21 protein-coding genes are annotated in these 24,549 nt (G+C 39.5%); 9 read left to right on the forward strand and 12 right to left on the reverse strand.

Annotated elements, in window-relative coordinates; genetic code table 11:
• Positions 1-422 precede the first annotated feature (422 nt).
• Positions 423-1,085 carry a ribose-5-phosphate isomerase RpiA gene (gene rpiA / locus ACHB7C_RS06915; protein WP_042845064.1) on the reverse strand — a complete coding sequence of 221 codons (663 nt, stop codon included), beginning with the start codon at positions 1,083-1,085 and terminating at the stop codon, positions 423-425.
• Between the two features lie 317 nt (positions 1,086-1,402).
• Here rpiA and ACHB7C_RS06920 point away from each other — a divergent pair, with 317 nt between their 5' ends.
• Positions 1,403-2,317 carry a LysR family transcriptional regulator ArgP gene (locus ACHB7C_RS06920; protein ID WP_042845066.1) on the forward strand — a complete coding sequence of 305 codons (915 nt, stop codon included), beginning with the start codon at positions 1,403-1,405 and terminating at the stop codon, positions 2,315-2,317.
• On the opposite strand, the gene ACHB7C_RS06925 is transcribed toward ACHB7C_RS06920, so the two are convergent.
• The 4 genes from ACHB7C_RS06925 to ACHB7C_RS06940 form a co-directional block, all read right to left on the reverse strand.
• The gene (locus ACHB7C_RS06925; RefSeq protein ID WP_042845068.1) at positions 2,314-3,048 is read right to left on the reverse strand and encodes an oxidative stress defense protein; all 735 of its coding nucleotides are present in this window, start codon (positions 3,046-3,048) and stop codon (positions 2,314-2,316) included. The genes ACHB7C_RS06920 and ACHB7C_RS06925 overlap by 4 nt on opposite strands.
• A 157-nt stretch (positions 3,049-3,205) precedes the next feature.
• A complete protein-coding gene (gene argO, locus ACHB7C_RS06930) occupies positions 3,206-3,826 on the reverse strand; it encodes an arginine exporter ArgO (RefSeq protein ID WP_042845070.1) in 621 nt (206 codons plus the stop codon).
• A 212-nt stretch (positions 3,827-4,038) separates the two neighbouring features.
• Positions 4,039-4,911 (reverse strand): small-conductance mechanosensitive channel MscS, encoded by an 873-nt coding sequence (gene mscS / locus ACHB7C_RS06935; protein WP_048607929.1) that lies wholly within the window; start codon positions 4,909-4,911, stop codon positions 4,039-4,041.
• A 137-nt stretch (positions 4,912-5,048) separates the two neighbouring features.
• Positions 5,049-5,420, reverse strand: coding sequence for a YacL family protein (locus tag ACHB7C_RS06940; protein WP_042845072.1), 372 nt, complete (start codon positions 5,418-5,420; stop codon positions 5,049-5,051).
• Between the two features lie 192 nt (positions 5,421-5,612).
• On the opposite strand from ACHB7C_RS06940, the gene ACHB7C_RS06945 reads away from it, so the two are divergent.
• Entirely contained in the window at positions 5,613-5,990 is a 378-nt protein-coding gene (locus tag ACHB7C_RS06945; protein ID WP_042845074.1) for a VOC family protein, read from the forward strand.
• Positions 5,991-6,061: 71 nt separating this feature from the next.
• Here ACHB7C_RS06945 and acnB read toward each other — a convergent pair whose 3' ends face one another.
• The 6 genes from acnB to nadC form a co-directional block, all read right to left on the reverse strand.
• Positions 6,062-8,659, reverse strand: coding sequence for a bifunctional aconitate hydratase 2/2-methylisocitrate dehydratase (gene acnB / locus ACHB7C_RS06950; protein ID WP_042845076.1), 2,598 nt, complete (start codon positions 8,657-8,659; stop codon positions 6,062-6,064).
• Between the two features lie 973 nt (positions 8,660-9,632).
• Positions 9,633-11,060 carry a dihydrolipoyl dehydrogenase gene (lpdA, locus tag ACHB7C_RS06955; RefSeq protein WP_094301215.1) on the reverse strand — a complete coding sequence of 476 codons (1,428 nt, stop codon included), beginning with the start codon at positions 11,058-11,060 and terminating at the stop codon, positions 9,633-9,635.
• A gap of 204 nt (positions 11,061-11,264) precedes the next feature.
• On the reverse strand, positions 11,265-13,133 hold the full coding sequence (gene aceF, locus ACHB7C_RS06960; protein ID WP_048607932.1) for a pyruvate dehydrogenase complex dihydrolipoyllysine-residue acetyltransferase: 1,869 nt from the start codon (positions 13,131-13,133) through the stop codon (positions 11,265-11,267).
• 13 nt (positions 13,134-13,146) lie between these two features.
• Positions 13,147-15,813 (reverse strand): pyruvate dehydrogenase (acetyl-transferring), homodimeric type, encoded by a 2,667-nt coding sequence (aceE, locus tag ACHB7C_RS06965; RefSeq protein WP_042845081.1) that lies wholly within the window; start codon positions 15,811-15,813, stop codon positions 13,147-13,149.
• 172 nt (positions 15,814-15,985) lie between these two features.
• Positions 15,986-16,756, reverse strand: coding sequence for a pyruvate dehydrogenase complex transcriptional repressor PdhR (pdhR, locus tag ACHB7C_RS06970; RefSeq protein ID WP_042845083.1), 771 nt, complete (start codon positions 16,754-16,756; stop codon positions 15,986-15,988).
• Between the two features lie 623 nt (positions 16,757-17,379).
• Complete coding sequence (gene nadC / locus ACHB7C_RS06975) at positions 17,380-18,282, reverse strand: carboxylating nicotinate-nucleotide diphosphorylase (protein WP_042845085.1); 903 nt, start codon at positions 18,280-18,282, stop codon at positions 17,380-17,382.
• A 106-nt stretch (positions 18,283-18,388) separates the two neighbouring features.
• Between nadC and ampD the strand changes: the two genes are divergently transcribed.
• The 7 genes from ampD (at position 18,389) to yacG (ending at position 23,980) form a co-directional block, all read left to right on the forward strand.
• Entirely contained in the window at positions 18,389-18,931 is a 543-nt protein-coding gene (gene ampD / locus ACHB7C_RS06980; RefSeq protein ID WP_370661217.1) for a 1,6-anhydro-N-acetylmuramyl-L-alanine amidase AmpD, read from the forward strand.
• A gap of 272 nt (positions 18,932-19,203) precedes the next feature.
• Positions 19,204-19,629: a prepilin peptidase-dependent pilin gene (gene ppdD, locus ACHB7C_RS06985; RefSeq protein ID WP_042845088.1), complete on the forward strand. Its 426-nt coding sequence runs from the start codon at positions 19,204-19,206 to the stop codon at positions 19,627-19,629.
• A gap of 12 nt (positions 19,630-19,641) precedes the next feature.
• Complete coding sequence (locus ACHB7C_RS06990; RefSeq protein ID WP_395346857.1) at positions 19,642-21,039, forward strand: ATPase, T2SS/T4P/T4SS family; 1,398 nt, start codon at positions 19,642-19,644, stop codon at positions 21,037-21,039.
• Between the two features lie 2 nt (positions 21,040-21,041).
• Entirely contained in the window at positions 21,042-22,229 is a 1,188-nt protein-coding gene (locus ACHB7C_RS06995) for a type II secretion system F family protein (protein ID WP_395346859.1), read from the forward strand.
• Between the two features lie 165 nt (positions 22,230-22,394).
• Entirely contained in the window at positions 22,395-23,000 is a 606-nt protein-coding gene (gene coaE / locus ACHB7C_RS07000; RefSeq protein ID WP_042845092.1) for a dephospho-CoA kinase, read from the forward strand.
• An 8-nt stretch (positions 23,001-23,008) separates the two neighbouring features.
• Positions 23,009-23,767, forward strand: coding sequence for a cell division protein ZapD (gene zapD / locus ACHB7C_RS07005; RefSeq protein WP_042845094.1), 759 nt, complete (start codon positions 23,009-23,011; stop codon positions 23,765-23,767).
• A 15-nt stretch (positions 23,768-23,782) separates the two neighbouring features.
• Entirely contained in the window at positions 23,783-23,980 is a 198-nt protein-coding gene (gene yacG, locus ACHB7C_RS07010) for a DNA gyrase inhibitor YacG (RefSeq protein WP_042845096.1), read from the forward strand.
• A 130-nt stretch (positions 23,981-24,110) separates the two neighbouring features.
• Here the strand turns inward: yacG and mutT are convergent, their stop codons facing one another.
• Positions 24,111-24,500, reverse strand: a complete 390-nt coding sequence (gene mutT, locus ACHB7C_RS07015; RefSeq protein WP_166685530.1) for an 8-oxo-dGTP diphosphatase MutT — start codon at positions 24,498-24,500, stop codon at positions 24,111-24,113.
• Positions 24,501-24,549 lie beyond the last annotated feature (49 nt).

Consider the following 24,549-nt stretch of genomic DNA (forward strand, 5'->3'; position numbering starts at 1 on the left):
GCATGTTTGCTTCGCATTCTTCAAAGCACCTGTAAAAATCGACATCCACCCACCTTGAAGTATGCAGCTATACCAACATAACAAAAAACGGCGCAGTATCAATACAACCGTTTGCTTTATGGATACTAAAAATAGCAAAGAAAAAGAAGTTAAACGGTAGAAAATCAGGAGCAGTAACACAAAATAAGTTTTTTTCCTGCACAATGCGCATTAGTGTGAGATATATCACCAAAATAACGGGGTATTAAAAAAAATGAAATAAATTTCAAATCATCGATATTTATAAAACTGGTTAATTAATTTAGTGCTATCTCAGAAATAACACCCGCTCAATTCACAATCAAACATAAAAAAAGCCAGTAAATATGACATCTACTGACTTATTTTAAGACGCTGAATTTATCTATTTGTTATAACATAAATTATAACTTAATAGTTTTAACCCCTTCATCAGAGGTTCCCATTAATACGACGTCTGCACCACGGTTAGCAAATAGCCCAACAGTCACCACGCCAGCAATACCATTGATAGTATTTTCTAATGCAACAGGGTCTACAATGCTTAAATTATGGACATCTAAAATCACATTTCCGTTATCAGTTACGACATTTTGACGATATTCAGGGGTCCCCCCCAATTTCACCAACTCACGTGCCACATAGCTACGAGCCATAGGGATCACTTCAACGGGTAATGGGAACTTACCTAAAACATCAACTAATTTGGATTGGTCAACAATACAGACAAATGTTTTTGCAATAGCTGAAACAATTTTTTCTCTTGTTAAGGCTGCCCCGCCACCTTTAATCATATTCATATGATGGTCGACTTCATCAGCGCCATCGACATAAACATCTAATGAATCAACTTCATTACAGTCAAATACAGTGATCCCCAGTGATTTTAGCTTTTGGGTTGATGCTTCTGAACTGGATACCGCCCCTTCTATTTGCCCCTTCATCGTTGCCAAAGCATCAATGAAATGAGAAGCTGTTGAACCCGTTCCAACACCAACAATAGTACCCGGTTTAACGTAATCGAGTGCTGCCCAACCTACCGCTTTTTTTAATTCGTCCTGAGTCATGATCATGCCTTTTGCTAATTAATTGAGTCGTGATTAAGGTTATGAATAGCTAGTATATACCGGACACTGGCTAAGTTGCAGTATTGTTCTTTACATTTATGCCGTTGTTTTTGGGATTTATCTAGCAACAATAATATTTTCAAGTGTTATCACTAAAAATATGGCATAGTGATTTAAGGTTACTGCTCTTTGTTAATAACCCTAGCTGAGCTTTTACACTGAGTTGGAAATTCGCCTTGTGTGTTTTCCCCATCTATTTTTATGGAACAGCAAAGGTCAATAGCCTCGAATAGAATAACAATAAGGAGATCTTTTCGATGAAGCGCCCTGATTATCGCGCGTTACAAGCACTGGATGCCGTCATTCGTGAACGCGGCTTTGAGCGTGCGGCTCAGAAACTTTGCATCACACAATCTGCTGTTTCACAACGTATCAAGCAGCTAGAGAACCTGTTTGGGCAACCTTTACTTGTCCGCACTGTTCCGCCTCATCCAACAGAACAAGGGCAAAAACTGCTAGCGCTACTTCATCAAGTAGAACTATTAGAGGAACAATGGCTTGGCGATGAAAATGGGGGCTCAACACCACTTCTTCTGTCCCTTGCCGTTAACGCAGACAGCTTAGCAACTTGGTTGCTACCCGCGTTAAACCCAGTACTGGGTAATAGCCCTATTCGGCTAAATATACAAGTTGAAGACGAAACTCGAACTCAGGAAAGGTTAAGGCGTGGTGAAGTCGTGGGTGCTATCAGTATTCAACCCCAAGCATTACCCGGCTGCTTAGTTGATAAACTCGGTGCTCTCGACTACATTTTTGTCGCTTCCCCTGACTTTGCCGCTAAATATTTCCCTGATGGTGTAACTCGTTCTTCATTACTTAAAGCCCCCGCGGTTGCATTTGACCATTTAGATGATATGCACCAAGCCTTTGTGCAACAAAATTTTGGGCTATCACCGGGGAGTGTTCCTTGCCATATCGTGAATTCATCCGAAGCCTTTGTCCAACTGGCGAAACAAGGTTCAACTTGCTGCATGATCCCTCATTTGCAAATAGCAGATGAGCTGAAAAATGGTGAATTGGTTGATTTAACGCCGGGGTTATGCCAAAGGCGCATGCTGTATTGGCACCGGTTCGCACCTGAAAGCCGTACAATGAAGAGAGTAACCGACGCCCTATTGAAAACAGGGCGCCAAATGTTAAAACAAGAAGATGATATAGCCTCTGAAAATTAACGTTTCAACTCAAACACCACATCCACTTGGTCATTAAAATCAATACTCTGTTGTTCATAGGTCTCATCAACTTTGAGGTCTTGAGCAACAGAGGCTTTCATTGCCCCACCGTAATTTCTTGCAGCGATTGGATATGGCACCGCAGCTGGCGCATTATAGTTAATGCTATACACTGGGCCTAACTGAACATTAAAACCTTTCGCTAAGATATTGGCTTGTTCTGTCGCATTTTTAATCGCTTGAGACCGTGCTTCATCACGGTACTGTTGCGGGTTAGCAACACCAAACTGTACTGAGTTTATTTCATTAAGACCAGCTGCTAAAGCGCCATCTAATAAAGTATTCAGTTGATCAAGTTTTTTAACCTTAACTTCCACTGAGCGTGTTGCAGTATAACCTTCAATCGTCGATTTTTGCTTCACACTACTGTAATCGTATTTTGGCTGAGTACGCACATTAGCAGCATTAATATCTTGTTTTTCAATGCCATTTTTCTTCAAAAATTCAAAATACTCAGCGACTCGTTTATCAACACCCGCTTTAGCCGCAGCCGCATCTTTTGCTGTTACCTCGACCAAAATATTCAGTGTTGCCATATCAGGGGCTGCTTTTACGATTGCGTTCCCTGATGTCGTAATATGTGGGCCATTCGGTAGTGGATCGGCGAATGAGAAGCCCGGAACCGCAGCACCAGCTACCATAGTAGCAAAAACTAAAGACTTTAATTTCACAGAACCTCCCAATGATATTATTTATCGCTAAAAAAAGGATAGTTCATAACAAACTATCCCTCAATACAACTTAACAATATCACACTAAATAAAAAACGTAGTTCAGAATAATAAGAAACTGAAAGGCGTTTTCAATCTGTTGATGTAATATTGTCTTTTAAAACCCTTTTAAGCCTTGCAATGCTAACTGAACAGCAATAAACCACATAACACTACCAACAAATACGTTGATCAAGCGTTGTGAACGAGGTTTATTAAGTACAGGTGAAAACCATGCAGCTAATATAGCTAAAGCAAAAAACCATACAAAGGATGCCGTCAGTGCACCTGCGGTAAACCAAGGCCGTAGCTGGCTTTCTAGTTGGCCACCTACGCTACCTAACACTACAAAAGTATCTAAGTACACGTGTGGGTTTAACCATGTCACGGCAAACAAAGTTACAATTACTTTCCACCGAGTAATCACTCGGTTTTCAACTTGAAGAATTGTCTCATCTGGGCTCATTGCAATACGGAATGCACCATAGCCATACCACAAAAGAAACAATACCCCAGCCCAAGTTATCAATTGCATTAATATTTCTGACTGACTCAGTAATGCACTACCACCAAAAACACCAGCACTAATTAAAACGGCATCACTTAAAGAGCATAACAATGCACTCATTAAATGAAACTGCTTACGACTTCCCTGCTGTAAAACAAATGCATTTTGTGGCCCTAATGGCAATATCATTGCTGCACCCAATAATATCCCCTGAAAATAAATCGTAATCATGCATAAATTCCAAATAGTTATTCAATTTATATGCGGGATATTAGCGAGAAACAATTATTAGCGGAAATGATTTACTCTAATGGGTCATAAGTCAGACTTATGGCATTTAACTTAATTAAGCTAGATTTTCTGTCATAAATGCCAATGCCATATTGGTATATTAAAAACAAAAATGGAGCCAAATTGGCTCCATTTTTAAATATTAATGCAAATTACTCTGCTGATACTTTATTCGTTGCTGTATCTTGTTTGTATAAATGGACATCCATTTGTGGGAATGGAATACCAATTTGGTGCTTATCTAAGGCACGCTTGAATTCTTCTAGCAGATCCCAATACACTGGCCATGCATCCCCATTTGTCGTCCAAAAACGCACTACGTAATTTAATGAAGATGGCGCCATATCATGTAAACGTATCGTGACCCCTTTGCTGTGCTGAATACGTTCATCAGCCGCAACAATATCACCTAATACTTTTTTCACGGTATCAATATCAGAGTCATAAGCCACCCCGACAATGATATCTTGACGACGGTTAGGTTCACGTGAGGTGTTAATTATGTTATCAGCAATTATTTTGCCATTTGGAATAACAATAATGCGGTCATCAACTGTTTTTAGTGTGGTTGAGAATATTTGCACATTTTGCACCGTGCCTTCAACCGCACCTATAGTGACATACTCCCCCGCTTTTAATGGCCTAAATATTACCAGTAATACACCAGCAGCAAAGTTACCGAGTGAATTTTGTAATGCCAAACCAACCGCTAAACCTGCCGCACCCATTACCGCAATAACAGAAGCTGTCTGTACACCAATTTTGCCTAATACCGCGATTAAGGTAAACGCAACAATCGTATAGCGAACTATTGCAGATAAAAAGTCACTCACTGTAGCGTCAATGCCTTTCATCGTCATTACGCGATGCAAACCGCGCCCGACTGCTTTTGCTACCATCATACCGACTATGAGGATAACAATAGCTGACACGATGTTCACCACATACTGAACTAACAGATCTTGGTTTGCCACAAACCAATTCGTTGCATTATTCAACGCCCCTGTAACATCATCAGTATTCATATATATATGCCCTTTTGGATCTCATTATCAATATCAACCCTAGCCATTTAAGTTTCTAATAAAAAGTTTAATAGCTAGCTATACCCTGAAAATAATAGCGATAATTTATAGAAATACAAAACAAATCACTAAAAAAATTATTTTTTCCCATTTTCAATAACAAAAACACGGTAATCTTTTAACATTAAAAGAAAGTCATCGATACCGCAAAATGCAATACTTTCATTATCGTAATAACTCATTCCCTCTTCTAGGCCATCTGTTTCAAAGAATAATTGATTAGCTCGGATCATCACCTCTTCATCATCAAGTAACAGTGTATATTCATGACCAATAAGCTCCCACTGCTTTTCACTGCCTTTGACTTTTTTATAATTATCTTCGATAGCATCTAACAGACTAAGGTTATTTTTAACCTCTTCATTAAGCCAATATCCAATAGCCTCATGATCCATCGAGAATTTAGCGGAGATAGCTCCGGTGATATCTTGGAAAAATTGGTAGTCCATATGCAATACCTCTACTCTTTGCGTCATTATGACCAGTATAACGTGAGACAATCACGTTTGTTGAGAGGTATTACCTGCTCGCTGAAAGAAAATTCGATAAAACACCAATTTCAACACTATAATTTTTATATTCACTTAATATTAAATGACTAAAAAATGATAATAACCTCTGTTTAGATTATAGGAGTTCCAATGATCAACCGCTTAGACCATTTAGTCCTAACAACCACTCACCTTGATGCCTGCCTTGATTTCTACCAGCGTGTATTAAAGATGTCAGTGATGACCTTTGGTGAACAACGCTATGCCCTGCAATTCGGTCAGCAAAAAATAAATATTCATCAATATGGAAAGGAATTTGAGCCGAAAGCACATTTACCCGTTCCCGGCGCATTAGACCTGTGTTTTATTAGCGATATCCCCCTTGAACAGGTACAGGCACACATCGAACAACAAGGTGTAAAAATTGTAGAAGGGCCAGTGAAACGTACTGGTGCAGTGGGGCCAATTATGTCAATTTATTTACGCGACCCTGACTTAAACCTAATTGAAATTTCACAATACATTTAACTCAATATTCTGCAATAGAGACAAAAAAGGCCCCTAAATTAGGAGCCTTTACGGTTAATATAAAAAGTGGTTTAAACCGCTGTTTGGAAAATCACGCCATCCGCTTTTTCGGTATATTGTGATAATTGGTCAAAGTTCAAGTAACGGTATGTATCCGCTGCTGTTTCGTCGACTTTATCCATAAATTGCTGGTACTCTGCAGGCGTTGGTAAACGGCCTAACAATGAAGCAACTGCAGCAAGCTCAGCTGATGCAAGATACACATTCGCCCCTGTTCCTAAACGGTTAGGGAAGTTACGGGTTGATGTCGAAACAACCGTTGCCCCATCCGCCACACGCGCTTGGTTACCCATACACAGTGAACAGCCTGGAACTTCTATCCTTGCACCACTCTTACCAAACACACTGTAATAACCTTCTTCGGTTAATTGTGCTGCATCCATCTTAGTGGGTGGAGCAACCCATAAGCGGGTTGGTAACTGGCCTTTGTGAGAATCCAGTAATTTACCTGCTGCACGGAAGTGACCGATGTTTGTCATACAAGAACCGATAAACACTTCATCAATTTTCTCGTTTTGGACATCAGACAGTAAACGTGCATCATCAGGGTCATTTGGTGCACACAAAATTGGCTCTTTAATATCGTTTAAGTCAATTTCAATCACTGCTGCATATTCTGCATCTGCATCGCCTTCGAGCAGTTGCGGATCAGCTAACCAACTTTCCATACCTTTAATACGACGTTCGATAGTGCGGCGGTCGCCATAACCTTCAGCGATCATCCATTTCAATAAAACGATATTCGATTGTAAGTATTCAGTGATTGGTGCTTTATCTAATTTAATAGTACAACCTGCGGCTGAACGTTCTGCTGAAGCATCAGCTAATTCAAACGCTTGTTCAACTTTCAGTTCTGGCAAACCTTCGATTTCTAAAATACGACCTGAGAAAATATTTTTCTTACCTTTTTTCTCAACAGTCAGAAGGCCGTCTTTAATCGCATACAAAGGGATGGCATGAACAAGGTCACGTAATGTGATACCTGGTTGCATTTCACCTTTGAAACGAACTAAAACAGACTCAGGCATATCCAGAGGCATTACCCCTGTTGCCGCTGCGAACGCAACTAGCCCTGACCCTGCTGGGAATGAAATACCAATAGGGAAACGCGTATGTGAGTCACCACCTGTACCGACGGTATCAGGCAAGAGCATACGGTTTAACCAAGAGTGGATAATACCGTCGCCCGGGCGCAGAGAAACACCACCACGGTTCATGATGAAATCCGGTAATGTATGGTGTGTAGTAACGTCAACAGGTTTTGGATACGCCGCAGTGTGACAGAATGACTGCATCACTAAGTCAGCAGAAAAACCAAGGCAAGCTAAGTCTTTTAGCTCATCACGTGTCATTGGGCCTGTTGTATCCTGTGAACCTACTGACGTCATTTTTGGCTCACAATACTCACCTGGGCGGATACCCGGGCGACCACAAGCACGACCAACCATTTTCTGTGCCAATGAGAAACCACGGTTGCTTTGAGCTACAGATTTCGCATGACGGAATACATCAGTTGCTTCTAAACCTAATGATTCGCGAGCCTTGTTAGTTAAACCACGGCCAATAATCAATGGAATACGGCCACCGGCACGGACTTCATCAATTAAAACATCCGTTTTTAATTCAAATGTTTCAAGCAGCTCACCTGTTTCATGGTTGCGTACTTCACCTTTAAATGGATAGATATCAATAACATCACCCATATTTAGTTTAGACACATCCACTTCAATCGGTAACGCACCAGCATCTTCCATCGTATTGAAGAAGATTGGGGCAATTTTGCCGCCTAATACTACCCCACCACCACGTTTATTTGGCACAAATGGGATATCATCACCCATAAACCACAGCACGGAGTTAGTGGCTGATTTACGAGAAGAACCGGTACCGACTACGTCACCCACGTAAGCTAATGGGAAGCCTTTCTTATTTAGCGCGTCGATTTGCTTGATTGGGCCAACATTGCCCGCATCGTCTGGTTCAATACCATCGCGCGCATTTTTCAGCATGGCTAAAGCGTGTAGAGGGATATCAGGACGTGACCATGCATCCGGAGCTGGAGATAAGTCATCAGTATTCGTTTCGCCAGTGACTTTAAAAACAGTCACGGTCATTTTTTCTGCTAATGCAGGGCGCTGTTTGAACCACTCAGCATCAGCCCATGATTCAATAACTTGTTTCGCATGCGCATTTCCAGCTTTCGCTTTTTCTTCTACGTCGTAGAAGTTATCAAACATTAATAATGTATGGGAAAGGGCTTTCGCTGCGATAGGCGCTAATTTAGCATCATCAAGAGCTTCAATTAGTGCATGGATGTTATATCCGCCCTGCATGGTACCTAGTAATTCAATGGCTTTTTCAGGGGAGATAAGAGAAGAGGAAGTTTCGCCTTTAGCAATTGCGGCTAAAAATCCAGCTTTTACGTACGCTGCTTCATCAACACCAGGGGGGACGCGGTTGGTTAGCAGGTCTAACAAGAAATCTTCTTCACCTTTGGGTGGGTTTTTTAGTAACTCTACCAGTGCAGCTACTTGTGACGCATCTAATGGCTTAGGGACAATCCCTTGAGCGGCACGCTCGGCTACGTGCTTACGGTATTCTTCTAGCACGACGTTCTCCTCGCTTCTTTGTTATTTATATACCCGGCTGTCTGCACCTTACTGATAAAAATATCATCCGGTGCCAGGTCAGAGGAATTTGCTCGCATAATCTCAATGGCGGTAAAATTATGTCCAGCTTCGGGCTCTCAGCATAGCAGAATTTAAACGCAATGTTAATTCATTCACAAGAAAGTAACATTTATCTACTAACTTCATGCCTTAACACTTAATTACGGGTTATTTTTTAGCTTAAGAGATTATAAATCTTTATAAAAAGCTGAAAAAACCATACTTTTTATAATGCATTTCGCTGATTAAAGCACCCTCTTTTATGGCTTTTTCCTTTGGGTATCACAAATTATATTTATTATCGTAATTTTATTTACATTACTAATTGATAAGGTAAATCATTACGATTGGTTTTAATCTATTTAAAGGATTTTATTGATTTTATTAACCTTTTATTCCAAGTAAATTTCCGAAGCGGTCAATAAACTGGCACATGTGGTTGTTATCATCGATTAACATTGGCCCTCGATATAATTTTGCTCCTAACTGAGTGAAATGTTCACAGGCCAAATTAAAATTATCGACTTGCCTATAAAGCACAGTGCCTTTACTGCTTAATTTCTACTTCTGATGCTCCATTAAAAACCTTTGCGTTACCTTTATTTGGCATTTCAATTAAAGTCCTATTTCCTATTTGAATGCCATTTTTATGTACAAGGATATTTTTGTGGGTCAATTAAAAATTTCCAGCCGAGCGGTTTTTCAATCTCCGCAATGTTTTTTCTGAAGGTAATTAAATTATTTTCAATTAATATTTGTTTAGATTTTAATAAATAATTGAACTGAAACATGTGACTAGTTGTTTATATTCACAAAAACAAAAAAAAGCCAACATGTTTCCACATTGGCTTCAATTCGCTTTGGTGATAAACAGCATACTAGAGATACTGTTTATCAGTGCAGTTAAAGAAAATTATTTTTTCTTTTTCGCTTTAGCGTTTGGTAAATCAGTAATGCTACCTTCGTAAATTTCAGCAGCCATACCGATTGATTCGTACAGTGTTGGGTGCGCGTGGATAGTTAATGCTAAATCTTCGGCATCACAACCCATCTCAATTGCTAGGCCGATTTCACCCAGTAATTCACCACCGTTGACACCGACAACAGCACCACCAATAACACGGTTAGATTGCTTGTCGAAAATCAGTTTAGTCATACCTTCTGAACAATCAGATGCGATTGCACGGCCTGATGCTGCCCATGGGAAAGTCGCAACTTCATAGCTGATATTTTGCTCTTTTGCTTCTTTCTCAGTTAAACCAACCCATGCAACTTCTGGCTCAGTATAGGCAATAGAAGGAATAACTTTCGGGTCAAAGTAATGTTTCAGACCAGAGATAACCTCAGCGGCAACGTGACCTTCATGCACACCTTTATGCGCTAACATTGGCTGACCAACGATATCACCGATAGCGAAAATATGTGGCACGTTAGTGCGCATTTGTTTATCCACATGGATAAAGCCACGATCATCAACTTCGACGCCTGCTTTGCCTGCATCCAAGTTTTTACCGTTAGGAACACGGCCGATAGCCACTAATACCGCATCATAACGTTGTGGTTCTGCGGAAGCTTTTTTACCTTCCATCGAAACGTAGATACCGTCTTCTTTCGCTTCAACTGCTGTTACTTTAGTTTCTAACAGTAGGTTGAATTTTTTACTGATTTGTTTGGTGAATACTTTAACCACATCTTTGTCAGCCGCTGGGATGACTTGGTCAAACATTTCAACCACATCGATTTGAGAACCCAGTGCATGATACACAGTCCCCATTTCTAAACCGATAATACCACCACCCATCACCAGCAGACGCTCAGGAACTTCAGTCAGTTCTAATGCATCTGTTGAATCCCAAATACGTGGGTCTTCATGTGGGATAAATGGTAATTGAATTGGACGGGAACCTGCAGCAATGATTGCGTTATCGAAATTGATAGTCGTACTACCATTTTCGCCTTCAACAACCAGAGTATTAGCGCCTGTAAATTTACCGAAGCCGTTAACCACGTTAACTTTACGGCCTTTAGCCATACCAGCTAGACCGCCAGTCAGCTGATTAATCACTTTTTCTTTCCATAAACGAACTTTGGAAATGTCAGTTTTTGGCTCACCAAAAACAATACCGTGCTCAGCTAAAGCTTTTGCTTCTTCGATCACTTTTGCAACATGCAATAAAGCTTTTGAAGGGATACAGCCAACGTTTAAACAAACCCCACCAAGCGTTGAATAACGTTCTACTAAAACAGTTTCTAAACCTAAGTCAGCGCAACGGAAAGCCGCAGAATAACCTGCAGGGCCTGCACCAAGCACAACGACTTGGGCTTTAATTTCAGTACTCATCATGACCTCTTTTTGTTTTGTCCAGCGGTACTGCTGAATAAACGATTTTCCACTGGAAAAGTACACACCGAGAGCAGTTTACAGAATTGTTAACACCCTGAAAAGGCTCATTTCGTGATGTAACTCCCAACCTTTCGTAGCAGCAGCAAAAAATTCTGTCTCAGCCTAAATAAAGCAGACCGGCCTATAAGCCGGTCTTATTATTTACATCACTAAGCGGCGAATATCGCTCATTAATTGCCCTACTAAGGTAATGAAGCGAGCTCCATCAGCGCCATCAATAACACGATGGTCAAAGGACAGTGACATAGGCAGGATTAGGCGAGGAACAAACTCACTACCATTCCAAACTGGTTTCATTGCAGAACGTGACAGCCCCATAATCGCAACTTCTGGTGCATTCACAATTGGTGCAAAGCCAGTTGTTCCGATACCACCAAGGCTAGAAATAGTGAAACATCCGCCTTGCATATCAGATGCAGTCAGTTTACCTGCACGTGCTTTCTTAGAAACTTCCATCAGTTCGCGAGATAACTCTAAAATGCCTTTTTTGTTAACGTCTTTAAAGACAGGAACAACTAAGCCATTTGGTGTATCAACTGCAATACCGATGTTGATGTATTTTTTCAGGAATAAACGCTGCGCATCTTCAGAAATCGAGCTATTAAAGCGTGGCATTTCTTCCAGTGCGCGAGCAACGGCTTTCATGACAAATACCAGTGGGGTAATTTTCACGCCAAGCTGTTTTTTCTCTGCTTCTTTATTTTGTTGCTTACGGAATTCTTCAACTTCTGTGGTATCTACTTCTTCCATTAGCGTAACATGCGGGATCATCACCCAGTTACGGCTCAGGTTAGCACCAGAGATTTTTTGAATACGGCCCAGTTCAACTTCTTCGACTTCACCGAATTTGCTGTAATCCACTTTTGGCCACGGCAACATGCCTGGTAAACCACCACCAGCTGCTGCTGGAGACTCTGCGCGTTTAACCGCATCTTTCACGTAAGCTTGAACGTCTTCACGCAGGATACGACCTTTACGGCCTGTACCTTTTACTTTCGCTAAGTTAACACCAAATTCACGCGCTAAGCGACGAATAACTGGCGTTGCATGTACATATGCATCGTTTTCAACGAATTCATTTTTGCTATCAGCGGCTTTAGCTGGAGTAGCCGCCGCAGGAGCTGGCGTTGCTGCTTGAGCAGGTGCTGATGCTTGAGGTGCTGGTGCCGCAGCTGGCGCTGCCCCCGCAACTTCAAAAGTCATAATCAGCGAGCCAGTTTTTACTTTGTCGCCAGTCGCAATTTTGATTTCTTTAACAGTTCCCGCAAATGGTGCAGGCACTTCCATTGATGCTTTGTCGCCTTCAACCGTAATGATTGATTGCTCAGCTTCAACGGTGTCACCCACTTTAACCATCACTTCGGTAACTTCAACTTCATCGCCACCAATATCTGGAACATTAACATCTTTAATTGCTGAAGCTGCTGGAGCAGCTGGTGCCGCCGTTTCAGAAGCTGGAGCTGCTGCTGGCGCTGCGCCTGCCACTTCAAAGACCATAATTAGCGAGCCAGTTTGTACTTTGTCGCCAGTCGAGATCTTGATTTCTTTAACAGTACCTGCAAATGGAGCAGGTACTTCCATCGAAGCTTTATCACCTTCAACAGTAATCAATGATTGCTCAGCTTCAACGGTGTCACCGACTTTTACCATGATTTCGGTAACTTCAACTTCATCACCACCGATATCTGGTACAGCAACGTCTTTTGACGCTGCTGCGCTTGGTGCTGCCGTTGGAGCCGCTGCAGGTGCTTCTGCTGGAGCAGGTGCTGCTGCACCCGCTTCTGCTTCAAACAGCATAATCAATTTACCGGTTGTGACTTTATCACCAACTGCAATTTTAATTTCTTTAACCACACCCGCTTGTGGAGATGGGACTTCCATAGAAGCTTTATCACCTTCAACGGTAATAAGCGATTGCTCAGCTTCTACTTTATCACCCACTTTAACCATCACTTCGGTGACTTCAACTTCATCAGCACCGATATCTGGCACTTTGATTTCAATAGACATTGATTTTTACCTCTTATGCCAAACGTGGGTTAACTTTATCTGGGTTGATGTTGTATTTTTTGATCGCTTCTTCAACGACCTTAACATCAATCTCACCACGTTTAGCTAATTCACCTAATGCTGCAACGATCACATAGCTAGTATCCACTTCAAAGTGGTGACGTAAGTTTTCACGGCTATCTGAACGACCGAAGCCATCTGTACCCAGAACACGGTAGTCACTTGCTGGTACATAAGTACGAACTTGTTCAGCAAACAGTTTCATGTAGTCAGTTGACGCTACTGCTGGTGCATCGTTCATCACTTGTGCGATATATGGAACACGTGGAGCTTCAGATGGGTGTAGCATATTCCAACGCTCACAGTCTTGGCCATCACGCGCCAATTCAGTAAATGAAGTCACGCTGTATACATCAGAGCCGATGCCATAATCTGCAGACAGAATATCCGCCGCTTCACGCACATGACGCATCATAGAACCTGAACCTAACAACTGAACTTTGCCTTTACTACCTTCAACTGAAGCCAGTTTATAGATACCTTTACGGATACCTTCTTCTACACCTTCTGGCATTGCAGGCATATGATAGTTTTCGTTCAGAGTTGTGATGTAGTAATACACGTTCTCTTGTTTTTCACCGTACATGCGCTCTAAACCGTTTTGCATGATCACAGCAACTTCATAAGCAAATGCTGGGTCATAAGAAATACAGTTAGGGATTGTCAGTGATTGAATATGGCTATGGCCATCTTCGTGTTGTAAACCTTCACCATTTAGCGTTGTACGACCTGAAGTACCACCAATCAAGAAGCCACGTGCTTGTTGGTCACCCGCTGCCCACATTAAGTCACCAATACGTTGGAAACCAAACATTGAGTAGTAGATATAGAATGGGATCATCGGCAAGTTGTTAGTGCTGTAAGATGTTGCAGCAGCTAACCAAGAAGAACCTGCACCCAATTCATTGATACCTTCTTGCAGGATTTGACCTTTCGAATCTTCTTTATAGTATGCGACTTGTTCTCTGTCTTGTGGTGTGTATTGCTGGCCTTTCGGGCTATAAATACCAATTTGACGGAATAGACCTTCCATACCAAAAGTACGCGCTTCATCAGCGATGATTGGCACTAAACGCTCTTTGATAGACTTGTTTTTCAACATAACGTTCAATGCACGAACGAAAGCGATCGTGGTCGAAATTTCTTTCGATTGTTCTTCTAATAATTGGCTGAAATCTTCCAGTGCAGGGATTTCCAGCTTCTCATCAAAAGTTGAACGACGAGCAGGTAAATAACCACCCAGCGCTTGACGGCGCTCGTGCAGATATTTGTATTCCTCTGAATCTTTTTCAAAAGTAACGTAAGGCAGTTTTTCGATTTGCTCATCAGCGACTGGAACATTGAATTGATCACGGAAATGACGAACGCCATCCATGTTCATTTTTTTCACTTGGTGCGCAATGTTTTTACCTTCTGCTGTTTCACCCATACCATAACCTTTAATGGTTTGAGCTAAGATAACAGTTGGTTTGCCTTTGGTTTCTTGTGCTTTTTTGAATGCTGCATACACTTTCTTCGGATCATGACCACCGCGGTTCAGTGCCCAAATCTCATCATCAGTCATATCTTTAACTAATGCAGCCGTTTCAGGGTAGCGGTTGAAGAAGTGCTCACGGACATATGCGCCATCACGTGATTTAAAGGTTTGGTAGTCACCGTCTAAGGTTTCGTTCATCAGTTGAACAAGTTTGCCACTCGTATCTTTACGCAGCAGTTCATCCCAACGGTCGCCCCACATCACTTTGATAACTTGCCAGCCAGCGCCACTAAAGACACCTTCTAATTCGTTAACAATTTTACCGTTACCTGTAACTGGGCCATCCAGACGTTGCAGGTTACAGTTAATAACGAAAACTAAGTTATCTAATTGATCACGTGTTGCAATAGTAATTGCACCTTTAGATTCTGGCTCATCCATCTCACCATCACCAAGGAATGCATACACACGCTGAGCGGATGTATCTTTCAGACCACGGTTGTTTAGGTATTTCAGGAATTTAGCTTGATAAATAGCATTAATTGGCCCCAGCCCCATTGATACGGTTGGGAACTGCCAGAAATCAGGCATTAATTTAGGGTGCGGGTAAGAAGACAGACCATTGCCGCCAATTTCTTGACGGAAATTGTTCATTTGCTCTTCAGTTAGACGACCTTCTAAGAAAGCACGTGCGTAGATCCCCGGAGAGATATGACCTTGGAAAAATACTAAGTCACCGCCATCATTGTTATTATGAGCGCGGAAGAAGTGGTTGAAGCATACTTCATATAAGGTTGCTGATGACTGGTAAGAAGCCATATGGCCACCCAGTTCTAAGTCTTTTTTAGAAGCCCGCAGAACAGTCATTACTGCGTTCCAGCGAATTGCCGAGCGAATACGGCGCTCTAAATCCATGTTACCAGGGTATGCCGGCTCATCTTCAACAGCAATTGTGTTGATGTAATCAGAACGACCAGATGCACCAGCGGCAATATTAACACCGCCTTTACGCGCTTCGCTTAATACCTGTTCGATAATAAACTGAGCACGATCAACACCTTCTTCACGGATGACCGATTCAATCGCCTGTAGCCAGTCGCGAGTTTCAATCGGATCCACGTCATTTTTTAGCATATCTGACATGGTGTATTCCTTATCTGTTATCTATTTTATATGGTTATATGGAGCCTATCTTCCTGCCATTTTCCCAATATGACTAAAAATAGCGGGAAGATAGGCCCTGATGTAGTTGCCGCTTTAACTCTCGTTTAGAGTATTCACAATAATATAGACGCAGCAGTCAGGATCTATATTATTAATTTAAATCAGGATGTTGCTGTAACCGACGTAAAGAACGTTCTCGTCTTGTCTGTTCACGGCTGATATCCAATAACAAATCTTCGATAAAAGCTAAATGACGATGAGAAGCTTCACGCGCTTTTTCTGGCTCTCTTGCCATTATAGCTGCAAAAATCTGGGCTCTATGTTCACTAACTGCTTTATACATTTCTTTACGGGTATATAAGAACTCAAAATTCTGACGAATATTTTGTTCTAGCATTGGGATCATGCAACGCAATAGGTGTAATAGCACAACATTATGGGCAGCTTCCGTCACAATTAATTGATATTGCAATACGGCATCTGACTCAGCTTCTAGGCCGCCATTTTCTTGTGCTGTCTTAATTAGTTCATAGCTTTGCCGAATTCGTTCAAGATCCTCTTCTGTGCCGCGAAGTGCAGCATAATAAGCTGCAATACCTTCGAGGGCATGGCGAGTTTCAAGCAGATCGAATTGAGATTCGGGATTACCTTCAAGTAGTTGGGCTAAAGGATCACTGAAGCTTTGCCACATTTTCTTTTGAACGAAAGTGCCGCCACCTTGGCGACGAGATAGAAGCCCTTTAGCTTCTAACGTTTGAATTGCTTCACGCACTGATGGCCTAGATACGTCGAATTGCTTGGCAAGTTCACGCTCAGGAGGCAGCTTTTCGCCGGGCCTTAGTGTCCCTTCGAAAATAAGATGTTCGAGTCGTTGCTCTATCACATCTGATAACTTTGGTTGGCGAATTTTACCGTAAGTCATAATCTGCCATATTCATTAGTGAGTAATTATTGATTAGGTATTACCCAGTGTTAATTGGTAATACCAATTTTCTTATGGGGTAATAAAGTAACAAAGTATTCACTATCTGTCCATAAAGACCTTGCGCTAAATCATAAAATCCTGCAAATCTTAACAATTTTTTTTAATATTTAGCATGATTTGATAACTTAATAACCAATCACATATGAATATTTTTAACATTAAAACCGATTTTTTATGCTAAAAAACAAAAGCTGAAGCGTTAAAGTAAGTCATTCTTTAAATTTAAATTCATATTTTTTGAATAAGTAATCGATAATAAAAACCAACCTATATTCAGGCTCTAAAAAACACTATCTATTGTAATGAAAATGTTAACAAAAGAGTTAACCCTGACTTAAGTGAAACACAGTGTGTTGATAACACACTTTTTTTACCATAAAACTTCAGAATAAAATGGAAGTAATGAATAGAATAACACGCTAATATTTCAATATTGCGGATAGGCGCAAGCTTATTTATTTAGTTTAATCATGGGGCGACAAAAATAATGACATTTTACCGCCCTCCGATTCCACTAACCCTTTGATCTAATTAATTTTAAAAGTAAAAGAAAGGCCAATTTATACTTTACTTTCAACAAAGCGCATTGATAAATCCATTGCTTTAATATGCTTAGTCAATGCCCCTACAGAAATAAAATCAACCCCTGTTTCCGCGAATTCCTTTATTGTATTTAATGTAACATCCCCTGAGACCTCAAGTGCTGCTTTCCCTGCGGTGAGTACTACGGCTTCTTTCATCATCATTGAAGTGAAGTTATCTAACATAATGATGTCAGCCTCTGCCTTCAAAGCACGTAATAGCTCAGCTAAACTTTCAACTTCGATCTCAATCGGTACATCAGGGTGAGCTTGGCGAGCTAACTCAACAGCGCGCTCAACAGACCCTGCGGAGATAATATGGTTCTCTTTTATTAGATAAGCGTCAGACAACCCTAGTCGATGGTTAAAACCACCGCCCATCAGCACAGCATACTTTAAAGCGGTTCTCAGCCCAGGTATGGTTTTACGGGTATCAAGCAGTTTAGCTTTCGTCCCCTCGATTTGTTTCACATACTGCGCGGTTACACTTGATACCGATGAAAGTGTTTGAATAAAGTTCAACGCAGTACGTTCGCCAGTTAATAAAATTTGTGATGGGCCATGCATCTCACACAATACTTGGTTTGGCGTAACAACTTCGCCATCTTGTACTTTCCAGTCAATTTTGACTTGCCCCCCTAGTTGAAGAAACACCTCTTCTAACCATTGTTTCCCGCAAAAGACCCCATTTTCACGGGTGATAATGCGTGCAGTCGCTTGAGTATCCGCATTCAATAACTGACCTGTTATATCCCTTTTATAATCAATGACCTGACCTAAATCTTCTTTCAGAGCAACACCAACCATAAATGGAATATCCGTATCCAATCTTGCCTGAAGAATTGTACGTCTTTGCTGTTCATCATAACGTCGTATAGGCATTTATAACTCCAAAATATGCACCCGTCTTATTTTATCTATGCTAATCTTTTCATTCGCAGATAACGAGTATTAACAAAAAAGAAAAGAGAATACTATGGATAACGATATGAAAATACATGATGGTTGGCTAAATAATGTGACTCATATCCCTTCCCCACACCACGACCAACGCCCTGAGAATGTTATTCCTTCTCTTTTGGTTATCCATAATATTAGCCTCCCCCCCGGTAGGTTTGGTGGACCTTATATTGATCAACTCTTTACAGGGAAGTTAAACCCTAAAGAACACCCCTTTTTTGAAGAAATCAAACACCTTCGTGTTTCTGCACACTGCTTAATACGCCGTGATGGTGCGATCGTTCAATATGTACCTTTTCATTTACGAGCTTGGCATGCAGGGCAATCTAGCTACCAAGGTAAAGAAAAATGTAATGATTTTTCAATTGGCATTGAGCTGGAAGGTACAGATTTTGAACCATTCACTGAAGCGCAATACCAGTCTCTTGCCCAACTAACCCAGTTGCTTATTTCTGTGTACCCATTAATTAAACATAATATTACTGGTCACAGTGATATAGCCCCTGAAAGGAAAACAGACCCAGGCCCATTTTTCGATTGGCAAAAATATAAAAATAAATTAAAACGTTAATAGTTATTATACTCAATTAACAGCTAATATTTTTATTTTAATATATATTAGCTGTTAATAGCACCGCACTTATCTTATATAACAATTCATTACCTAACACTGTTTTAAAAGCAATTCTTTTTTTATTGCGAAGCCACTCGAAAAAAAATAATGTAACGCATCCTTTCACACTACAAAACTTACAAAACGCTTTCTATTTTTTTATTTATCGATAAGTTTATTAAAAAAAATTAATTATGATTAAACCTCACTAAACAAAAGAGGTTTTAATTATGAATCAGCAAGGTTTTTCTCTTATCGAAATAATGGTAGTCATCGCAATCATTTCTATACTTAGTGCTATTGCTATTCCTGGTTATCAAGGGTATATGCAAAAAGCTGCGATGACAGATGTACTACAAATGGTGCTCCCCTATAAAAGTAGTATAGAACTGTGTAGTTTTGAGCAAGGAAGTTTATCTCAATGTAATAATGGAAATAATAACATACCTACTAATATAACAGGAAAGTACATTAGTAAAATAGAAGTAAAGTCTGGGGTTATTAAATTAACGGGTGATAAGTCACTATCAGCACTTAATATAACCTTAACACCGTCAATCCCAGCAAATAGCATGCCTTTTAAATGGTCAGTTCTTTGTGAAAGTAAAACTGATGCAAATTTAAAATCATTATGTGAAAAAACATTTGTATTTTAATTAGGAGTTTTCATGAACACACTCAAGGACAAGCAATATATTTTAAAAGAGTTAAAAAATATATGTGATAGAAACTATATGATCATAATTGATTATAATCACAAAAGGTTATCTATCGCTGTCGCAAAAAAGCCTAATGACAATTTAATTGCCACACTAAAATTTATTGCAAGTGTACCCGTTTGCTACGATATTTGGCCAAAAGAGAAAATCGACCATTATTTCAACAGTGAAATACATCAAATAAAAGAAGAAGAGACTCAATATCAACCTAAAGAGGCTGAGTCCCTTAATGTTAGCTCACCCGCTGTTGATTTTGTTGAGGACCTACTAAAAACCGCTGTTCATAAACGTTCATCGGACATCCATCTTGAACCTACCAAACAAGGGTTAAAGATTAGGTTGCGGGTTGATGGGAAATTATATTTTATCCCTTCCCCACCATATGAAATTAACAATGAAATCATTGCTCGTATAAAAATACTCGCAAAAATGAATATCGCAGAAAAACGGCGTCCACAAGATGGGCAAATGAGTTGGCATTTTGATGGGAAAAATTACAGTATCCGCCTATCAAGTATTCCAACTCTTCATGGTGAAAAACTAGTATTACGCATTTTGAATACACAGTTAAAATATTCTTTAGAGCACATTGGGATGTGCTCTTCCCTTCTTTCTTCACTACAAGACTATCTAAATCAGCCACAAGGGTTAATTTTAGTTACAGGCCCTACAGGTAGCGGTAAAACAGTAACGTTGTATAGTGCCCTTGAATATTTAAATAAGTCCTCTAGAAATATCTCAACCATCGAAGACCCAATTGAGATCCCTTTACAAGGGGTCAATCAAACTCAAGTCAATGAAAAATATGATCTTAGCTTCGCTTTTATTCTGAGAGCATTACTAAGACAAGACCCAGATATTATTATGATTGGGGAAATTAGAGATGAAGAAACCGCTAAAATTGCCACGCGTGCCGCACAAACAGGGCATTTAGTTTTATCAACATTACATACTAATTGTACCTTTAGTGCGATAGAGCGCATGAATCAGCTAGGCGTTAGTCATATTGAATTAAAATCGTGTTTAAAAATGGTAATAGCACAAAGGTTAGTAAGAAAGCTTTGCCCTTATTGTAAAGGAATTACAGCGCAGCCCGTTAAACTGAATGATGATCTAATTATTAATCAGTGGTCGTCTAAAGGGTGTGAGCTCTGCTTCTCTGGCTTTATGGGCAGAACCGCTATTTATGAGTATATCGATCAACCAAAGATAGGCAAATTATTTTCTGGTCAGCCCTCTAGCATAGAGGGTTTCGATAACTTATTTAAAGCAAGCCTAACTTTAGTTGAATCCGGTGAAACAACTCTGCAAGAAATTTATTCTGTTATTGGGCATGGAAAACTATAATTATGTTTATTTATTCATATATTGCTATTGACAGTAACAACAATTTAATTAAAAAAAACCTTTTAGCCAGTAGTAAGAAAAATGCTTTTTTGGCAATTACTAAAAATAACCTAACCCCATTAAAAATTAAATTTAAAATGATTTTCATTTTAAATCGTGAGAATATAGATTATCGAATACATTTCTTTCACCAATTAAGTATATTGGCATCTTCAGGTATTAACCTAGTTCAATGCCTAAAAATACTACTATCTAATTGCCACCTTCCTTATTGGCAAAACATGATAGAAAATTCAATTGAAAACCTAGAAAAAGGCGATAAGCTTTCACAGCATCTAACTAAGCACCCTCTTATTTTTAATAACACAATAGTCAGCCTAATAATTGTTGCCGAAAAAACAGGGCGTTACGATGAAAGCTTTCAAGTTATTAGCACAATGTTAGAACACAATGAAAAAAATGCATTACTTATCAAAAAAGCAATACGTTATCCAATCGCACTATCACTATTTTCAATCTTACTATTAATAATTATGATGTACTATGTTGTCCCTCAATTTGAAAGTATATATGGTAATTTTCAACATGAATTACCTTTTGTTACTAAAGTTGTTATTTTTACCTCTGAATATATACAAGAAAAATCAATCATTCTGTTATTTATATTTTTCATTTTATCAGTATTAACAGTTAAATTTAAATTTACACTTAAATCTATTTTAAATAGAGTCATGATGCGCATACCATTACTCAAAGATTTAATACAAACCCATTACTTAAGCCTTTATTTTTTAACCATGCACTCAACATTAAGAGTCGGATTATCATTATCTGAATGCTTAAATTGCACTATTCAAACTATCAGCAATTACCAATACAATAAAGATTGTAGGCAAATACAAACCTCTGTACACCAAGGGGAATTACTTTCTTATGCAATGAAGCACACTAAACTCTTCCCTGATTTATCTGTACAGCTACTCTCTATTGCTGAAGAGTCAGGAAAGCTTCAGTATTTCACCCAATATTTATTTAAATATTATTCAGAGCAATATCTATTTTTAACTGAAAAATCGCTCAAAAACCTAGAGCCTATTTTATTGGTTTTTATTGCAATTTTAGTCGGTACGATTATGTTAGCGATGTATTTGCCGATATTTAATTTAGGTAATGTAATAACTGGGTTATAACTTATTTTAATAAAGATACAATTGTTATATTTACAGAATATCAATATCATATGGCGTACTTTCACTAGTTATTTTTAACTAGTAAAATTAATACAAAATTGAGTAAAGACAAACTGATTGTTTCAGTGTAATCTATTTTTCTTCGATGAATAAATGAATAATTTTATGCCCTATATAGTTGCTTTGACAGGTGGTATTGGTAGCGGAAAGACAACGGTTGCAAACGAGTTTGCAAAATACGGTGTCCCTCTTGTCGATGCGGATGTCATCGCGCGTCAGGTCGTAGAGCCAAATACACCAGCATTAGAAACCATTAAATCTCATTTTGGTGAAGAGGTTATTCTCCCTAATGGCTCTCTCAACCGGCGTAAGCTCAGGGAAATTATTTTCTCTAACCCTAATGAAAAAAAATGGTTGAATGCACTGCTACACCCCCTTATTCAGCAAGAAACACAAAAGCAATTCCAACAAGCAAATTACCCTTACGTGCTCTGGGTTGTTCCATTATTAATTGAAAATAATATTTATCATTTGGCTAATAGAGTGTTAATTGTAGATGTAACACCCGAAGAACAAATTCAGCGAACCCTGAAAAGAGATAATACCAGTCTTGAGCAAATAACGAATATACTAAATGCGCAGGTAAGCCGTGAAAAACGTCTATCTTATGCCGATGACATAATTACAAACCACACTAACGATACAGATATTTCAGATAAGGTAGCAATTCTACACAATCAATATTTAGCATTAGCAAAAATAAAAAAATAGGAATAAAAATGGGCGAATTAATTGCAACAAATTTTATTACTTATGAGTATCCGATGAATGAAAAGATCCGTTCATGGTTGCGCCTTGAAACACTTTTATCTCAAATTTATGAGCTTAGTAATATTACCTCTTATTCTTCAGGTATCGCTTTTTTTCGCTCTGTTTCAGAATTAATTGAAATTCTCGATAGAGGGGAAGTTCGTTCTGAGCTAATTAAAGAACTTGAAAAACAACGGACTCGGTTATCCAATTGGGCTGAAGCCCCTAACGCAGATAATGAATTGATTTCCTCATTATTAGAACAATTATCCGGTAAAATTTCCCATTTAATGTCTGCGCCTCGTTTTGGTCATCACTTACGTACAGATAAAATTATTAGTATGGTGCGCCAACGCCTAAGCATTCCTGGAGGATGCTGTAGTTTTGATCTTCCTACATTACAACTCTGGTTAAATATCCCTCAAGTTGAACGGGATAAAGCGATTAACGGCTGGCTACAAAGTATTGAGCCTCTAAATGACGCATTAAAAACTGTTCTTACTTTAATTCGGCAAAGTGGAAAATTCGAAGTCAGAGAGTCTAATAATGGCTTCTACCAAGATAATGTAGAAGGCAAAGAATTGTTGCGTATCAAGCTATCTACAGAATACCTGATTTACCCGCAAATCTCAGGGCACAAAACACGGTTTGCTCTACGTTTCCTGCATATTGACAGTGAGAATGGTATACTACCAGACGTAATTAATTTTGAATTATCCTGTTGCTAGCTAGAGTTATAATTTATGAGTGAAATTATTGAGGTAAATTGCCCCACATGCAAAAAAATAGTGGTCTGGGATGAAACTAGCCCTTATCGACCTTTTTGCAGTAAACGTTGCCAACTTATTGATCTTGGTGAATGGGCAAGTGAAGAAAAACGCATTGCGAGTCAAGGTGACATATCTGACAGCGATGATTGGAGTGAACAACCCGATAAGTAATATCTATAATTTAGGTGGAAAATACAAAATATGGTGATTATCCCCTTATGTATTTTCCACTTACTATGCTTTCAGGTACGATTCTTTATGTTTAGGCCTCAATTAGTACCGGGCTAAAAACTACCCGATTTTACCTTAGCATATCAACAATAACACGGTTTGCTGGTGGGAATTCATCCGCAACCAGATCTTGTTGAGCAACCCAACGTGAAACCTGCCCTTCTTTACCATAAGGTTCATTATCCCATGCGGAAACCATAAAGAAGTAAAGTGTAATAAACCGGTCATCAAACTCATGGTCAACGCGGTGAAATAATTCACTTTGAGTGACAATAATGCCAACTTCTTCTTCAAGTTCACGGATTAATGCCGCTTCTGGTAATTCTCCTTTTTCAAGCTTGCCGCCCGGAAACTCCCAAAAACCAGCCATGTGAGTACCTTCTGGGCGTTTAGTAATAAAAATTTGCTGCTGTGAATTGCGTATAATCCCAGCTGCAATATGCAAATGTTTTTTTTCCATTATTTCTTCACCAAAAAGGCGGGTACCCCCGCCTTTTTTATATTATTGA

Source organism: Providencia sp. 2024EL-00732, assembly GCF_044006275.1.
Taxonomy (GTDB): domain Bacteria; phylum Pseudomonadota; class Gammaproteobacteria; order Enterobacterales; family Enterobacteriaceae; genus Providencia; species Providencia huashanensis.

Bases quoted from the DNA above. Each gene is read 5' to 3' on its own strand.
- rpiA (WP_042845064.1), bottom strand. From the start codon at position 1,085: ATGACTCAGGACGAATTAAAAAAAGCGGTAGGTTGGGCAGCACTCGAT.
- ACHB7C_RS06920 (WP_042845066.1), top strand. From the start codon at position 1,403: ATGAAGCGCCCTGATTATCGCGCGTTACAAGCACTGGATGCCGTCATT.
- argO (WP_042845070.1), bottom strand. From the start codon at position 3,826: ATGATTACGATTTATTTTCAGGGGATATTATTGGGTGCAGCAATGATA.
- mscS (WP_048607929.1), bottom strand. From the start codon at position 4,911: ATGAATACTGATGATGTTACAGGGGCGTTGAATAATGCAACGAATTGG.
- ACHB7C_RS06940 (WP_042845072.1), bottom strand. From the start codon at position 5,420: ATGGACTACCAATTTTTCCAAGATATCACCGGAGCTATCTCCGCTAAA.
- ACHB7C_RS06945 (WP_042845074.1), top strand. From the start codon at position 5,613: ATGATCAACCGCTTAGACCATTTAGTCCTAACAACCACTCACCTTGAT.
- lpdA (WP_094301215.1), bottom strand. From the start codon at position 11,060: ATGAGTACTGAAATTAAAGCCCAAGTCGTTGTGCTTGGTGCAGGCCCT.
- aceF (WP_048607932.1), bottom strand. From the start codon at position 13,133: ATGTCTATTGAAATCAAAGTGCCAGATATCGGTGCTGATGAAGTTGAA.
- aceE (WP_042845081.1), bottom strand. From the start codon at position 15,813: ATGTCAGATATGCTAAAAAATGACGTGGATCCGATTGAAACTCGCGAC.
- pdhR (WP_042845083.1), bottom strand. From the start codon at position 16,756: ATGACTTACGGTAAAATTCGCCAACCAAAGTTATCAGATGTGATAGAG.
- nadC (WP_042845085.1), bottom strand. From the start codon at position 18,282: ATGCCTATACGACGTTATGATGAACAGCAAAGACGTACAATTCTTCAG.
- ampD (WP_370661217.1), top strand. From the start codon at position 18,389: ATGAAAATACATGATGGTTGGCTAAATAATGTGACTCATATCCCTTCC.
- ppdD (WP_042845088.1), top strand. From the start codon at position 19,204: ATGAATCAGCAAGGTTTTTCTCTTATCGAAATAATGGTAGTCATCGCA.
- ACHB7C_RS06990 (WP_395346857.1), top strand. From the start codon at position 19,642: ATGAACACACTCAAGGACAAGCAATATATTTTAAAAGAGTTAAAAAAT.
- ACHB7C_RS06995 (WP_395346859.1), top strand. From the start codon at position 21,042: ATGTTTATTTATTCATATATTGCTATTGACAGTAACAACAATTTAATT.
- coaE (WP_042845092.1), top strand. From the start codon at position 22,395: ATGCCCTATATAGTTGCTTTGACAGGTGGTATTGGTAGCGGAAAGACA.
- zapD (WP_042845094.1), top strand. From the start codon at position 23,009: ATGGGCGAATTAATTGCAACAAATTTTATTACTTATGAGTATCCGATG.
- yacG (WP_042845096.1), top strand. From the start codon at position 23,783: ATGAGTGAAATTATTGAGGTAAATTGCCCCACATGCAAAAAAATAGTG.
- mutT (WP_166685530.1), bottom strand. From the start codon at position 24,500: ATGGAAAAAAAACATTTGCATATTGCAGCTGGGATTATACGCAATTCA.